Origin of the sequence: Pseudomonas costantinii, from assembly GCF_001870435.1 — a bacterium.
Classification (GTDB): Bacteria; Pseudomonadota; Gammaproteobacteria; order Pseudomonadales; family Pseudomonadaceae; genus Aquipseudomonas; species Aquipseudomonas costantinii.
Genome location: NZ_MDDR01000030.1, coordinates 16315 through 29986, shown reverse-complemented (window position 1 = coordinate 29986; position 13672 = coordinate 16315). Strand labels below are relative to the sequence as shown.

Genomic DNA, 13672 nt, shown 5'->3' with positions numbered 1-13672 from the left:
CTGTAGGTCGATATTTCCTGATTCGGTTTTACCCCGGATGCCCTCGCGGCAAAAAAGCTGCAACTTTTGCCGCCGCCCGACACTCCATTGTTCACTACCACATTTACCTGCAAGGAGTCACACAATGGCCCGCAAAACCGCCGCCCAAGCCGTCGAAGATCAAATCAAGGATCAAGCGTTCAGTGAATTGACCGCGTTGATTGAAGAGTCGGACAAACTGCTCAAAAGCAGCGCCACCCTGATAGGCGAGGAAGGTGAAACCCTGCGTGAGCAGGTTGCCATCAAACTCAAACAGGCCCTGGACTCGGTTTCCAATGTGCGTGAACGCAGCAAGCCCGTGGTCGACGCCACCGAAAACTATATCGGTGGGCACCCATGGCAGACCGTGGCCATTTCCGCAGGCTTTGGCCTGGTGGTAGGCCTGCTGCTCGGTCGCCGTAACTGATTAATAGTGGCTGCGCCAACACGGGTGCAGCCGCTTTTATTGCCCGGCCAATGCCCGCAGCCGTGCAAGTTCCTCAGCCTCAATCTCGATGCCGTGTTCGTCGGACCTCGCCCGCGTGCGATGCCGACGATCCCCCGGCAACCGCCGCAACCCCGCCGCATGCATCTGCCGCACCAACTCCTGACTGCGCTCGGCGAAGCTTTGCCCGGTAGTCTTGCTCGGGTCGATCACGATCAATAGCTGGCCGGTCCACGGCGTGCGTGCACCTGGGTGGTCCGCCCAGTTGAACTCGAAGGAAAAATTACCGCCCGTCAGGGCCGCTGCCAACAACTCGACCATCATCGACAACGCCGAGCCCTTGTGCCCGCCGAAAGGCAGCAGTGCACCGCCTTCCAGTACGGCTTTGGGGTCTTGAGTCGGCTGACCAAGGCTGTCCACGCCCATCCCGGGCGGCAGGCGCTCCCCCTTGCGCGCAGCGATTTGCACGTCGCCATGGGCGATGGCGCTGGTCGCCAAGTCGAACACAATGGGCAAGCCATCCGCACGTGGTGCAGCGAAAGCGATGGGGTTAGTGCCGAACAACGGCCGGTCGGCGCCGTGGGGCACCACGCACGTCATGCTGTTGACCACACTGAGCGCGACCAGGCCTTGCTCGGCGAAAGGCTCGACATCGGGCCACAAGGCGGCAAAGTGATGGGAATTATGAATCGCCAGTAATGCGATGCCGGCACTCCGGGCTTTTTCCACCAGCAGCGGGCGTGCCGCCTCCAGTGCCGGCTGCGCGAAGCCATTACCGGCGTCCACCCGCACAAAACCTGAGGCAACATCAGTAACTACAGGCTTGGCCGTGCCATTCACCCAGCCACTGGCCAGGGTACTGAGGTAGCCGGGAATACGGAAGATACCGTGGCTGTGGGCACCATCACGTTCAGCGCTGGCGCAATTGCGCGCAAGGATCGCGGCCACCTCGGGCGAGGTGCCGTGGTTTACAAAGATTGCGTGGAGCAAGGCCACCAGTTCAGTGAAACCGATGGCGGCATATGAACTGTCAACTGCGGTGGGCTGGGCAGACATCTGAAGCTCCGATTTTATGATTGGAAGGGGCTACGGGCGTGAAATCCAGACCGGTGATTAAACAACGCGGCCTGCGCCTTCTGTCAATGGCGATCGCGGCAAATATCGACCTCCCTCACACCGTGCCCTTAGCCTGCCAATCAATCTCTATTGATAACGGAGTACAGATTCATAGCCTGCTACGGGGGCCTGACCCGGCCCCCGGCAGCTGTGATCAGTCTTTCCGATCACGCAGGATATTGCCCGAAGTGCCCTCAATGCGTGCCTCATAGACAACGCCATCCGCCTTACGCCCTTTGACTTCCCAGTAGCCATTGTCGTCCGCCTCAGCGGCATAGACCTCGGTATAACCGGCCTTGGTCCTGGCGGTTTCGATCGCCTTTTCAATGGTGATCCAGCCCGCCCCCGGCTTATCCGCCAGGGCCGCACCCGCACTGAGCAAGACGGTGGTTGCACACAAGGCGACTAAGATTTTTTTCAGCATTTTCGTTCTCCATTAAGGGAATATCGGACTCATGTCCTGACACTCAAGGTAGTTCCAAACGAGAATAAATTCCAATTGATATGCAATCGCCATGATGGCTGTTCTCGCCATCCGCCTGTGGAGGTTAGAATGTGCGAAATCAGGATGAGTTAATGAGCGAAAAGTCCCTTTCAGAAGCCGAATATGACGCCATCACCGATGCCGCCGCGCATTGGTGCATGCGACTGCACGCGGGCGATTGCACAACCGTAGAGCGCCAGGCCTTTGAACAGTGGCACGATGCGCATCCGCTGCATGCATTCGAATACGCGGCCATGTTGGAAATCTGGGACGTTGCCGATCATTTGCCGCGCAGCGAACCAACACCCATGGTCGTGCCATTCAAACCCCGCAACCGCCTGCGCACTTACGCAGTTGCAGCGGCGGTATGCTTGGCGGCATTGCCGCTGGCCGCGTTTACCGGCTGGGAAGCAGGCTGGCTGCCGAGTGCCTATGAACGTTTCGAGGCTACCAATGGCTTGCGCCACGTAACGTTGGGTGATGGCAGCCAGGTGGAACTGAACCTCGGCACCGAGTTGGTCTACAGCAACTACAAGGACCAGCGCCGGGTCACCTTGAAAAAGGGCGAGGCGTTTTTCAAGGTCAGTCATGACCGTGAACATCCTTTCATCGTGTATGCGGGCGACGGTAAGGTTCGCGTCACCGGCACCCAGTTCAACGTCTGGAAGTATGAAGATCAGGTTCGGGTAATGTTGCTCGAAGGCTCCGTACAGATCGCCAGTGACACACTGCACGCCAGCGTACCGCTCAGCCCGGGCATGCAAGCCAGCTACCATCAGGGCGTTACCACGCCTGAGGTCCAATCATTCAACCCCAATGACAGCGCATTGGCATGGCGTAGCGGCAAGCTGGTACTCGACAACCTGGCCCTGGCTGATGCGTTGCCGCTGATCAACCGCTATCTGAACAAACCGGTGATGCTGGCGGATGCCAGTACCGGGGCGATTCGCATCGGCGGCATCTACAACATCAATGAGGTCAACAACCTCGTCCCTTCCCTGCCCAAGGTTTTGCCGGTCTACCTGACCCAGAATCAAGACGGCAATCCCGTACTCAATTCCATCCCACGTAAAGCACCGAAAGGCTGAGTCTTCCTGCAAGAGCGGGTTTGCTCGCGTCTGAAGTGTCCAGTTTTGAAACACACCCTTCTCCTGAAGCGCCCGCCCTGTGCGGGCTCATCGTTTTGTCATGGCCACTGTTTCATCGCTGAGACAGCTTGAAGCTGGGGCTGGGCATGTCCGCCCGGGCAGGCGCTGTCTCAACGATGAAACACCGTGGCCATCACTTCGCCTCGCTTTAATCGCAACCCTCTGAATAACCGAAATAAATAAAAAGCGGCACGCCTTCTGCTCTCTCCCTTACAGCGCTGTTTAGGGTCAGCGCGAAGAATAAGGAACACTGCCGTGGACACACACAATCCAGGCTCATTGAGCCTCCTGCTAATCAGCTGCGTACTCAGTGCCAGCGTGAGCCTTCCCGTGCTCGCTGCAGGTGATATCGTGATCCAGCGCACCGTTCAAGGCCACATGGCCGGCCGTTCACCCGGCGTCGATCCTAACCCCACTACCGTCAACGCCAACCCATCGGCACTCGTGGTTCGCACTACCAGCGAGCTTAGCGATAACGACATCGCAGGCATCAGCAGCGGCGCCAGCCTTAACCGCCTCATCATGCCTGGCGGCAACGTCACCGGTTTGAACACGCTCAATGGCAACAGCATCGTCCAGGGTGCAGGCAGTATGGCCGGCGGTAGCGGTGCCGGTAACGGCATCTCCGGCACGATCAATGGTGCGGTCTCTCGCGGCCTCGAACCCCTCAATAACATCAGCAGCATGCTGGGGGGGCATTGAGATGAAACGCTTCTGGATAGTTCTTGCGGTGCTGAGCAGCTCTTCAGCGATGGCCGACAGCAGTAACAACAACGCAACCATTGATAACTCGGGCGCCCAGTACAACGGCGTGGCCTCAGTCAACCAGGCGGCCGGCGACCAGCAACAACTGAGCAATAACGTCGCTATTGCGGTGGGCCAAAACGCCCAGGCAAACATTTCCGTCACCCAGAAAATCAGCGGTGCTCCCGCCGACCGCAGCCTGAACGCCAAGGCGGCGATCCAGGGCAACTCCTTCAGCAATGGCAACGGTGCACTGAGCGTCAATCAGTCGGCCGGGGCCCAGAACCAATCAATCAATGCCGTGCGAATCAGCCTCAGCGCTGTCCCGCAAAGCATCGATGACAGCGTCATGTCGCAACAGAACGTTGCGCTTGCAACTGACTCAGGGTCGACCTCTACCACTGGCAGCCGCCAGGTCGTTACCAGCGACCAGGCCTTCACCGGCAGCCGTGGAGTGGTACAGGTCACCCAGAGCGCCGGGGTGGGGAACCGAGTGGCTAACACCCTGAATGTACGACTCAACTGATGGAGCTGAGTCGATAGCTAGACCGTACCAACACTTAACCAACTAATAGAAGCAAGGAGAAACACCATGAAACCTACAATGGCTCTTAAACCACTGGCTTTCGCTCTCGCTGCTCTCATGGCTGTTGCTGTTCAAGCGGATCCTCGGCATCACCATCACACTGCCCCAACCACCCTTGCAGTCTCGGTAGCAGACTCGCAGAACAACTCAGGCAACGTTACGCTCAATGACAAGACGCTGAACAACGCCTCAACCACTAACTCGCTGAACAGCAACAGCGGCATTAGCGGTGGCAACGTGTTGAGCGGCACTGGCAACGCAGGCAAAAACGACGTAGCGATTGGCTCGGCAGACGATGCTGCACAAGTCTTCGCAGCCGTTGGCGTGAGTCAAAACAACAGCGGCAACCTGGTGACCAACTCCGGCAACACCAACAACGCCTCCGAAACCAACTCCAGCAACAGCAACTCGGGCGTCTCTCAAGCGACCGTTGCTGCGGGTACCGGTAACGCCGGCAGCAACAGCGTTGCAATCGCCGCTGGCGATGGCAAATCCGGCGGCGCCAGCATCACCGCGATTCAGAACGTGTCGGGCAACTTGACCCTGAACGCGACTGCTTCTGGCCACGGCTGGGGCTGGGGTAGCAGCAAAATTGTCACTAACAACGCCAGCCTGACCAACTCGGGCAACAGCAACGTCGGCGTGTCGGGTATCAACAACCTGTCCGGTACCGGCAACCTGGGTGCCAACAACGTCTCAATCACCAAGTTCTAATCAAGAACCGGGCCTTGGCAACAAGGCCCATTTTTATTCCAGTGTCCATCAGGCTATTCGATCATGCGCATCGTTGCCCTCACCTTCCTGTTACTGCTCGCCGGCCCAACCTGGGCAGGGCAAATGGCAATTGCCATGCCCGGTGGCGGTGTGATCTACAAGCAGGTCGAGAGTATCCGCGAGCGCAAATTCGCCAACCTGGTGGAACAGAAAACCGATTTCAGCTGCGGCGCTGCCGCATTGGCGACCATCCTGCGCCAGGCCTATTGGAAGGACGTGGATGAAGACCACGTCATCAAAGGCATGCTGGTCAACGCCGATCAGGACCTGGTGCGTACCCAGGGCTTTTCCATGCTGGACATGAAGCGCTACCTGGAAAGCATCGGCATGCGTGCCCGGGGCTACCGGATCAACGGCGACACCCTGCTCACGGTGAAAATCCCGGTGATCGTGCTGCTGGACATCCGCGGCTACAAACACTTCGTGGTGATGCAACGGGCCGATAAGGACTGGGTTTACGTCGGCGACTCCGTACTGGGCAACAAACGCTTTGCCCGTGACGACTTCGTCAAAGGCTGGAACGGCATCGTGCTTGCCATCCTCGGCGAAGGTTACGACAAAACCAACGCCCTGCTCACACCGCCCACGCCGCTGACCGCCAAGAACAAACTGAACGAATTCGCCCCGGTCCGGGACGCTGAATTGATGGATTTCGGTTTCATCCAGAGCGACTTCTTCTAGAAGCGCGATAAGGAGCAGGACGCTCCAGGAGCACACGATGAACACTTACCGTTGGCTGACGGTCATGTGCCTGGCAGCCTCAATGCCCGCTTATGCATCATCGGCGTTCAAGCCGATCGAGCTCAAGGACTCGGAACTGTCTGAACTGCGCGGGCGCTATGTAATGCCTGGGCGAATTATCAGTTTTGGTATCGTCATGAGCAGCACCTGGACCAACGCCGCCGGCGCCACCGTCACCGGCTCGGCCAGCATGCAGGTCAACTCATCCACCGTCACACCGCAGTTTTACGTGCAAATCACCGGCCACGGTGCCACAGGCGGCTCGCAGCAACCCACCGGCACCGGCACGGTCATTGGTGGCTCCGGCCTGGGCACAGGTCAAGGCGTGACGCAAAGCGTACGCGCGGCAGGTGATGGCAACACCGCCAGTAACGGCGTCGATATCAATGTCACTCAAAACGGCCTCGCGCCGGCCAATCTCGTGCAGTCCGGGCAAGCGCTGGTCGCAGGGCAGCCCATTACCGGCGGCACCGCAGCAGGTCAAGTCACCGTTTCAGCGGTGAATGGCGGGCTGCAACTGGCGCTCTTGGCCAATAACAACCAAGGCAATATCGTGCAGCAAATCGGTGGCGGTAATGTGTTGCAGGGCACGGTCATTCAGGGAAACAGCAATTTTGTGAGCAACATGACCCAACTGAATGTGGTGCTGGGGAACAACGGTTTGAACAATTTTGCGCAGAACCTCAACTTGAATCAACTCAAAGGCCTACGCCTTCCCGGATATTGAACTACGCTGAGCCACGACACTTACGCATTAGAAAGGGACGGCTTACTTCATGCATCGATCGTTATCGTTACGTGCCGTGGTTTGTTTGAGTACGCTCCTGCCGGCATCCATGTTGTATGCCGCGCCGGACGCTGATATTGACACTCTGAAAAAGGAACTGCTGGAACTCAAGCAACGTTACGAAGTGCAGCAGAAAGCACTGGCGGTATTGGAGCAACGGGTTCGACAGGTGGAGGACCAACCCGCGACACCGCAACCAAAACGCTTGGCTAAATCGCCGGCAGATTTCCAGAAGAACGGTACGACCGTGGCCGGCAATACGCCGGGCGTGGGTGCCGCTGCCGCTTCGGGCGGTGCAGGTGGGGGAGCCTCTTACGGCCAATCCCTGAAAGATGACTCGGCGCCCGCACAAAGTGTGAGCAACTTGTACAACGAAGCCAGCGGTTTCTTCGGCAACGGCAAGTTCAGCTTCGAAACCGGCGTCACTTACTCGCGTTACGATGCACGCCAATTGACGCTGAACGGCTTTTTGGCACTGGACTCGATCTTCCTCGGCAACATCAACCTGGACCGGATCAAGTCGGATAACTGGACGGTGGACCTCACCGGGCGCTACAACCTCGACAACCGTTGGCAGTTCGACGTAAACGTACCGGTCGTCTACCGTGAGTCAACGTACCAGTCCGGCGGCGCGAACGGCGGCAGCGGCACCGCCACTTCGGAAGAATCGGTGACCCGCAATCCAACAATCGGCGACGTCAACTTCGGCATTGCCTACAAATTCCTCGACGAGAGCGTCAACCTGCCGGATGCGGTGGTTTCGGTGCGGGTCAAGGCGCCAACCGGAGAAGACCCATTTGGCATCAAGCTGGTCCAATCACCCAACAACACCAACCTCTACGTGCCGGAAAGCCTGCCTACCGGCAACGGCGTCTGGTCGATTACGCCGGGCATTGCCTTGGTCAAGACCTTCGACCCGGCAGTGCTTTTCGGATCGCTGTCGTACACCCACAACCTGGAAGAGTCCTTTGGCGACATCAGTTCCAATGTCGGCCAGACAGTCCCCGGCAAAGTACAGCTTGGGGACAGTTTCCAGATAGGCGCCGGCGTCGCCTTTGCCCTGAACGAGAAAATGAGTATGTCGTTCTCGGTATCCGACCTTGTGCAACGCAAAAGCAAGCTCAAGCCTGATGGCGGCGATTGGCAATCGGTGGTATCCAGCGACGCCAACGCCGGTTATTTCAACGTCGGCATGACCATCGCGGCCTCCGACAACCTGACCATCGTGCCGAACCTGGCCATCGGGATCACTCCAGATGCACCATCGTTCAGCTTCAGCCTGAAATTCCCGTACTACTTCTAGCTCAATCGGGACACGGAGCGTCCCTGGCAGCATTCCCACGCAGAGCGTGGGAATGCTCAAGGAAAAGCCCCGCAACGATAAGGGTCGTTGCGGGGCTTTTCGGTTTACCCGCCCTAGCGGATCTGGTGTTTGTGCAGCAACCGGTAGAATGTCGGCCGGGAAACCCCCAGCACGCGGGCCGCGACACTCAGGTTGTCACTGTGCCGGTTGAGCACATCGCACAGCGCCTGGCGTTCAGCGCGGTGCTTGTAATCTTCCAGTGTAGCCATCGGTGGCGCGATTGCCTGTTCACCTTCCAATCCCAGATCAACGGCTTCGATTTGCCGCCCCTCGGCCAACACCAAACCACGCCGCACACGGTTTGCCAGCTCGCGCACGTTACCCGGCCACGGGTGTTGGCCCATCACCACAAGGGCCTCTTCGCTGAAACTGCGCGGCCGACGGCCGGTTTCCTGACTGTAGAAGCGTGAAAAGTGGTTGGCCAGCATGGCCACGTCACCATGGCGCTCGCGCAACGGGGCGGTGATCACTTGCAGTACGTTAAGTCGGTAATAAAGGTCTTCTCGAAAAGTGCCCTTCTCAACCGCTGCTTCCAGGTCAACGTGAGTCGCCGCCAACACCCGTACATCCACTGGGATCGGTTGGCTGCCGCCTACGCGTTCGATCTGTTTTTCCTGGAGAAAACGCAGCAGATTGGCCTGTAGCTCCATCGGCAAATCGCCGATTTCATCGAGGAACAGAGTGCCGCCATGGGCAGCTTCGATACGCCCGACCTTACGCTGATGGGCACCGGTGAACGCGCCTTTTTCATGACCAAAAAGCTCGGACTGGATCAGGTGTTCGGGAATTGCGCCGCAGTTGATCGCAACAAACGGCTTGGCATGGCGCTGGGATTGGCGATGCAGGGTCTTGGCCACCAGCTCTTTACCTGTGCCGCTGTCACCACGAATCAGTACCGGGGACTCCGTTGGCGCAAGCTTAGCCAGCAATTTTCGCAGTTCGCGGACAGGACGGCTGTCGCCCAGCAATTCATGCCCAGGCTCATCGACCAGCGTATGGCCTTTGCCTCGCAGGCGTGCCATGCCGAACGCGCGACCCAGGGTGACCTGCACTCGCGCGACGTCAAACGGTAAAGTATGGAAGTCGAAAAACCACTCACAGACAAAATCACCGACATTCTGCAGGCGCAGAACATCTTGGCTAAGTACAGCGATCCACTCAGTGCCACTACGGCTAATCAACTCCTTGACTGCTTCGGGGCGCTCAAGATGATAGGGCTGTAAACGCAGCAAACCTACATCACACGACCGGTCCCCCACCGCGCCAAGCGCACAGCTGTCCACTTCCCATCCGGCGGTGCGCAAGCCGGGCAATAACCCGTGGCAGTCATCACAAGGGTCGACCACGAGCAGGCGACGCTGAACAGGTGTAACAACCATGATTATTCCTTGGCGCCAAATTGCTAAAGCTTTTTAGAAACAACAGTTTGTGAGGCCTGGGGCTAACACTAGCAAGGTATTGACGCGCGCCTTGTACCGTTTCGCTATAAGTGTTGGCAAAAAGCCATTTCCCGGGGCTGTCGGGTAAAAAGTTGAGACTCGACAAAACGTTTATTGAGCTTTCAAAACAGCCGCTTACATGACGTCAATCACGGAAAGTTGAAATTTATTGCTCTAACATGTGACCCGTACCCGGCCATCGTGCATCAGTACAAGTAACCCGCCGCACGGTCAGCCCAACCGACGGCACTCACTTGATTGGGCATTTAGAGAGAAGACCCACATGAACGCCCCGCTCCGCATCAACGAAGCTCTTTTGATCGCAGACCGTGCTTTCCAGCCCTTTCAGTGCGTGGCCTGGCACGATGGCAATGGCGCCCTCAGCCTGAGCGTCATCGACCGGACCAATACCCGTATTGGCAGCAAACAGCTGTCTTCGAGCACCTATTCCGACCCGGCCCAACTGGAAGACCTGTTATTGCAGGCGCGTGCGGAACTCGACAAAGATGGCTATCAGTTGCTGTCGTGGGCAATGCCGAAGTAAATCGGCCGCAGCAACTTCCGATCATTGCCTGCATGCAATAACAATGATCGGAAGTTCAGTGTAAAACGCTGACGGTTCAACTTGATCTATCGAGCGTCACTTATTGCGCCGCAAGAATAAACCGCTCAATGGCCTCGGCAGCGCCATCCTCGACATTACTGCCGGTGACAACACTGGCTTGACGTTTGACGGCCTCCTCCGCCTGCCCCATAGCGATCGACAACCCTGCCACCTTAAACATCGCAGGGTCGTTGCCGCCGTCGCCGATGGCCGCCGTTTGCTCCAGGGGCACTCCCAGATAAGCTGCCAGGGTCACTAGGGCTTCGCCCTTGTTGGCCTTCATTGCCGTGACATCCAGGTATATCGGTTGCGAGCGTGACACCTGTGCCAGCCCTTCGACCTTGGGATGCAATTGCGCCTCCAGCTCGATCAGCAACTGGGTGTTACCGCTGGCGGCGACGATCTTGTCAATGCGATCCAGGTACGGTTCGAAACTTTCGACCACCACCGGTGGGTAACCCAGGCCATGCTGCTCCCGCGGGACCATCGGCCCCGAGGCATCACGCAACATCCAATCACCGTCGGCAAACACCCAGACTTCGACGTCCGGATGTGGGGTAAACAAGGCCAAGGCGACCAAGGCTGCTTCCGCAGGCAGATGGTGCGCAACCAGAATGCTACCGTCGGGGTTGACCAGCGTGCCGCCGTTGAAGCCCGCCGTTGGCACATCAATACCCAGCGCTTCGATCTGCTGCAACATCGCCTTGGGCGGACGCCCGGTGGCCAGGCTGAAAAACACTCCAGCGTCACGCAATGCGCGCACCGCATCAATGGTCCGCTGGCTCAGGCTGTGATCAGGCAGCAATAACGTGCCGTCCATATCACTCAACACAAACTGGATGGGATGGATCGCGGCGTCACTCATCCTAGGCTGTGCCAGGTGCGACCATCGCGGGCCAGCAAAGCATCGGAGGCCGCCGGGCCATCTTCACCGGCCTTGTAGGCCTGGATACCGTCGTCTTCCTTCCACGCATCCAGGAACGGCTGCACCGCACGCCAGCCGTTTTCAATGTTATCGGCACGCTGGAACAGGGTCTGGTCGCCGGTCATGCAGTCGTAGATCAGGGTTTCGTAACCCGTCGACGGTTGCATCTCGAAGAAGTCCTTGTAGTCAAAACCCAACTCGATGTTGGCCATCTCCAGAGTCGGCCCTGGCTTTTTGGCCAGCAGGTCGAACCACATGCCTTCGTTAGGCTGGATCTGGATTTTCAGGTAAGTAGGCTTGAGTTCATCCACAGCGGTGTCGCGAAACTGCGCATAGGGTGCAGGCTTGAAGCAGATCACGATCTCGGTGTCGCGAATGCTCATGCGCTTGCCGGTGCGCAGGTAGAACGGCACGCCAACCCAACGCCAGTTGTCGATCATCACTTTGAGGGCGACGAACGTCTCGGTGCTGCTGTCGGGCGCGACATTGGCTTCTTCGCGGTAGCCGGGAAGCGGTTTACCACCGATTTCGCCGGCGGTGTACTGGCCGCGTACCGAGTTGGCCCGGGCATCCTCCAAGGACCAGGGCCGGATGGCACCCACAACCTTGGCCTTTTCGCCACGCACCGCATCAGCGCCAAATGCTGCCGGCGGCTCCATCGCCACCATTGCCAGCAACTGGAACAGGTGGTTGGGCACCATGTCGCGCAAAGTGCCGGTTTTTTCGAAAAAATTACCCCGCGTTTCCACGCCGACGGTTTCCGCCGCGGTGATTTGCACGTGGTCGATGTAATGGTTGTTCCAGAACGCTTCGAACAGCACGTTGGAGAAACGGCTAATCAGGATGTTCTGTACCGTTTCCTTGCCCAGGTAATGGTCGATGCGATAGATCTGCTTCTCGCTCATCACCTTGAGCAGGCACGCGTTCAGCGCTTCTGCGGTGGCCAGGTCGGAACCGAAGGGTTTCTCAATGACCACGCGACGGAAGCTCTCATCGGTTTCCGCCAACAACCCAGCGCTGCCCAGACGCTGCACCACTTCACTGAAGAAGCGCGGTGCAGTGGCCAGATAGAACACTGCATTGCCGGTGCCGCTGTCGGCGATCTTCTTGGCGATGTCGGCGTAGGTGCTGTCGTCGAGGAAGTCGCCCTCGACGTAGCTGATGCCTTTGGCCAACTGCGCCCACAACTCAGGGTCAAGGGCATTTTCACCATTGCCCCTGACCTTGCTCGCGGCCTCAGTGCGAATGAAGTCCTCGAGTTTCTTGGCGAAGTCGGTGTCACTGATGGCGTTGTGATCAACGCCAACAATGCGCAGCCCATCACCCAGCAGCCCGTCGCGACTCAGGTTGTACAGCGCCGGCATCAGCAGGCGCTTGACCAAGTCGCCATGGGCGCCAAACAGAAACAAGGTGGTCGGTGGTGCAGGTTCGGCCTTGGGTTTCTTGCCGTTAGCGGTCATTTTTTGGAAGTCTCCACATGGCCGCCAAAGCCGAAGCGCATGGCAGACAACATTTTATCGCCGTAGGTGCTCTGCTGACGGGAGCGGAAACGCGCGAACAACGAGGTGGACAGAACAGGTACCGGCACCGCCTGCTCCATGGCCGCTTCGATGGTCCAGCGGCCTTCGCCACTGTCAGCCACGGAGCCCGAGTAGCCGTCGAGTTTCGGGTCGGTTGCCAGAGCATCGGCGGTCAAATCCAGCAGCCAGGACGACACCACGCTGCCACGACGCCAGACTTCGGCGATATCGGCAACATTGAGGTCGAAGCGCTCGTGCTCCGGCAGACTTTCCGAGTTTTTGGTCTTGAGGATGTCAAAGCCTTCGGCAAAAGCCTGCATCATCCCGTACTCGATGCCGTTGTGAATCATCTTCACGAAGTGCCCGGAGCCCGCAGGGCCGGCATGGATGTAGCCCTGCTCGGCGCGAGTGTCAGCAGCGGCGGAGCGATCCTTGGTGCGCGGGATGCTACCCAGGCCAGGTGCCAGGGCTTTGAAGATCGGGTCGAGGCGCTGCACGGTCTCGGTGTCGCCACCGATCATCATGCAATAGCCACGCTCCAGGCCCCAGACGCCGCCGGAAGTGCCGACGTCGACGTAATGCAGGCCTTTTTCCGACAAGGCCTTGGCACGACGGATGTCATCCTTGTACATGGTGTTGCCGCCGTCGATGATCACATCACCGTCTTCCAGCAGCTTGCTCAGTTCATTAATGGTGTCTTCGGTGGGCGCGCCTGCAGGCAGCATCACCCACACAGCGCGAGGCTTTTGCAGCCCGGCTACCAAGCCCTTCAAATCGGCGACGCCGGTGGCGCCCTCTTCGCTCAAGCCTTTGACGAATGCTTCGTTACGGTCGTATACAACGGTGGTATGCCCATTGAGCATCAGGCGCCGCGCAATGTTACCGCCCATGCGGCCTAGTCCGATAATCCCCAGTTGCATGTGCTGATGCTCCTAACTACTCAATAAATGTGTGACATAGTTTATAGCGCAATGAGGC

General features: G+C 58.3%; 15 protein-coding genes. 9 read left to right on the top strand and 6 right to left on the bottom strand.

All coding sequences use genetic code 11. From position 1 onward, the window contains the following. Positions 1-124 precede the first annotated feature (124 nt). Positions 125-445, top strand: coding sequence for an ElaB/YgaM/YqjD family protein (locus tag BFL40_RS14580; protein WP_071484664.1), 321 nt, complete (start codon positions 125-127; stop codon positions 443-445). A 36-nt stretch (positions 446-481) separates the two neighbouring features. On the opposite strand, the gene BFL40_RS14575 is transcribed toward BFL40_RS14580, so the two are convergent. Together BFL40_RS14575 and BFL40_RS14570 are read right to left on the bottom strand one after the other, a co-directional pair. Next, entirely contained in the window at positions 482-1519 is a 1038-nt protein-coding gene (locus tag BFL40_RS14575) for an Ldh family oxidoreductase (protein ID WP_071484663.1), read from the bottom strand. Positions 1520-1733: 214 nt separating this feature from the next. Beyond that, positions 1734-2003, bottom strand: a complete 270-nt coding sequence (locus BFL40_RS14570; RefSeq protein WP_071484662.1) for a PepSY domain-containing protein — start codon at positions 2001-2003, stop codon at positions 1734-1736. A 152-nt stretch (positions 2004-2155) separates the two neighbouring features. On the opposite strand from BFL40_RS14570, the gene BFL40_RS14565 reads away from it, so the two are divergent. The 7 genes from BFL40_RS14565 to fapF all read left to right on the top strand — a co-directional run bounded on the left by BFL40_RS14565 (position 2156) and on the right by fapF (position 8146). After that, positions 2156-3151: a FecR family protein gene (locus BFL40_RS14565; RefSeq protein ID WP_071484661.1), complete on the top strand. Its 996-nt coding sequence runs from the start codon at positions 2156-2158 to the stop codon at positions 3149-3151. A 315-nt stretch (positions 3152-3466) separates the two neighbouring features. After that, a complete protein-coding gene (gene fapA / locus BFL40_RS14560) occupies positions 3467-3913 on the top strand; it encodes a fibril amyloid chaperone protein FapA (protein ID WP_071484660.1) in 447 nt (148 codons plus the stop codon). Position 3914: 1 nt separating this feature from the next. Continuing rightward, positions 3915-4481, top strand: a complete 567-nt coding sequence (gene fapB / locus BFL40_RS14555; RefSeq protein ID WP_071484659.1) for a fibril amyloid subunit FapB — start codon at positions 3915-3917, stop codon at positions 4479-4481. A gap of 66 nt (positions 4482-4547) precedes the next feature. After that, positions 4548-5255: an amyloid-like fimbrin subunit FapC gene (gene fapC / locus BFL40_RS14550; protein WP_071484658.1), complete on the top strand. Its 708-nt coding sequence runs from the start codon at positions 4548-4550 to the stop codon at positions 5253-5255. A 63-nt stretch (positions 5256-5318) separates the two neighbouring features. After that, positions 5319-5996 (top strand): fibril amyloid maturation endopeptidase FapD, encoded by a 678-nt coding sequence (gene fapD / locus BFL40_RS14545; protein ID WP_071484657.1) that lies wholly within the window; start codon positions 5319-5321, stop codon positions 5994-5996. Positions 5997-6033: 37 nt separating this feature from the next. Beyond that, positions 6034-6783 (top strand): fibril amyloid subunit FapE, encoded by a 750-nt coding sequence (fapE, locus tag BFL40_RS14540; protein ID WP_071484656.1) that lies wholly within the window; start codon positions 6034-6036, stop codon positions 6781-6783. A gap of 49 nt (positions 6784-6832) precedes the next feature. Beyond that, positions 6833-8146, top strand: a complete 1314-nt coding sequence (fapF, locus tag BFL40_RS14535; protein WP_071484655.1) for a fibril amyloid transporter FapF — start codon at positions 6833-6835, stop codon at positions 8144-8146. A 113-nt stretch (positions 8147-8259) separates the two neighbouring features. Here fapF and BFL40_RS14530 read toward each other — a convergent pair whose 3' ends face one another. Then, positions 8260-9585 carry a sigma-54 dependent transcriptional regulator gene (locus BFL40_RS14530; RefSeq protein ID WP_071484654.1) on the bottom strand — a complete coding sequence of 442 codons (1326 nt, stop codon included), beginning with the start codon at positions 9583-9585 and terminating at the stop codon, positions 8260-8262. A gap of 343 nt (positions 9586-9928) precedes the next feature. Here BFL40_RS14530 and BFL40_RS14525 point away from each other — a divergent pair, with 343 nt between their 5' ends. Continuing rightward, complete coding sequence (locus BFL40_RS14525) at positions 9929-10189, top strand: hypothetical protein (protein WP_071484653.1); 261 nt, start codon at positions 9929-9931, stop codon at positions 10187-10189. Positions 10190-10289: 100 nt separating this feature from the next. Here the strand turns inward: BFL40_RS14525 and BFL40_RS14520 are convergent, their stop codons facing one another. Genes BFL40_RS14520 through gnd form a run of 3 tightly spaced genes read right to left on the bottom strand, consistent with a single transcriptional unit; the run spans position 10290 to position 13614 of the window. Beyond that, complete coding sequence (locus BFL40_RS14520; RefSeq protein ID WP_071484652.1) at positions 10290-11114, bottom strand: Cof-type HAD-IIB family hydrolase; 825 nt, start codon at positions 11112-11114, stop codon at positions 10290-10292. Continuing rightward, a complete protein-coding gene (gene zwf / locus BFL40_RS14515; RefSeq protein WP_071484651.1) occupies positions 11111-12634 on the bottom strand; it encodes a glucose-6-phosphate dehydrogenase in 1524 nt (507 codons plus the stop codon). Before zwf ends, BFL40_RS14520 begins: the two co-directional genes overlap by 4 nt. Then, the gene (gene gnd / locus BFL40_RS14510) at positions 12631-13614 is read right to left on the bottom strand and encodes a phosphogluconate dehydrogenase (NAD(+)-dependent, decarboxylating) (RefSeq protein ID WP_071484650.1); all 984 of its coding nucleotides are present in this window, start codon (positions 13612-13614) and stop codon (positions 12631-12633) included. The genes zwf and gnd overlap by 4 nt, the downstream gene beginning before the upstream one ends. Positions 13615-13672: the final 58 nt, after the last annotated feature.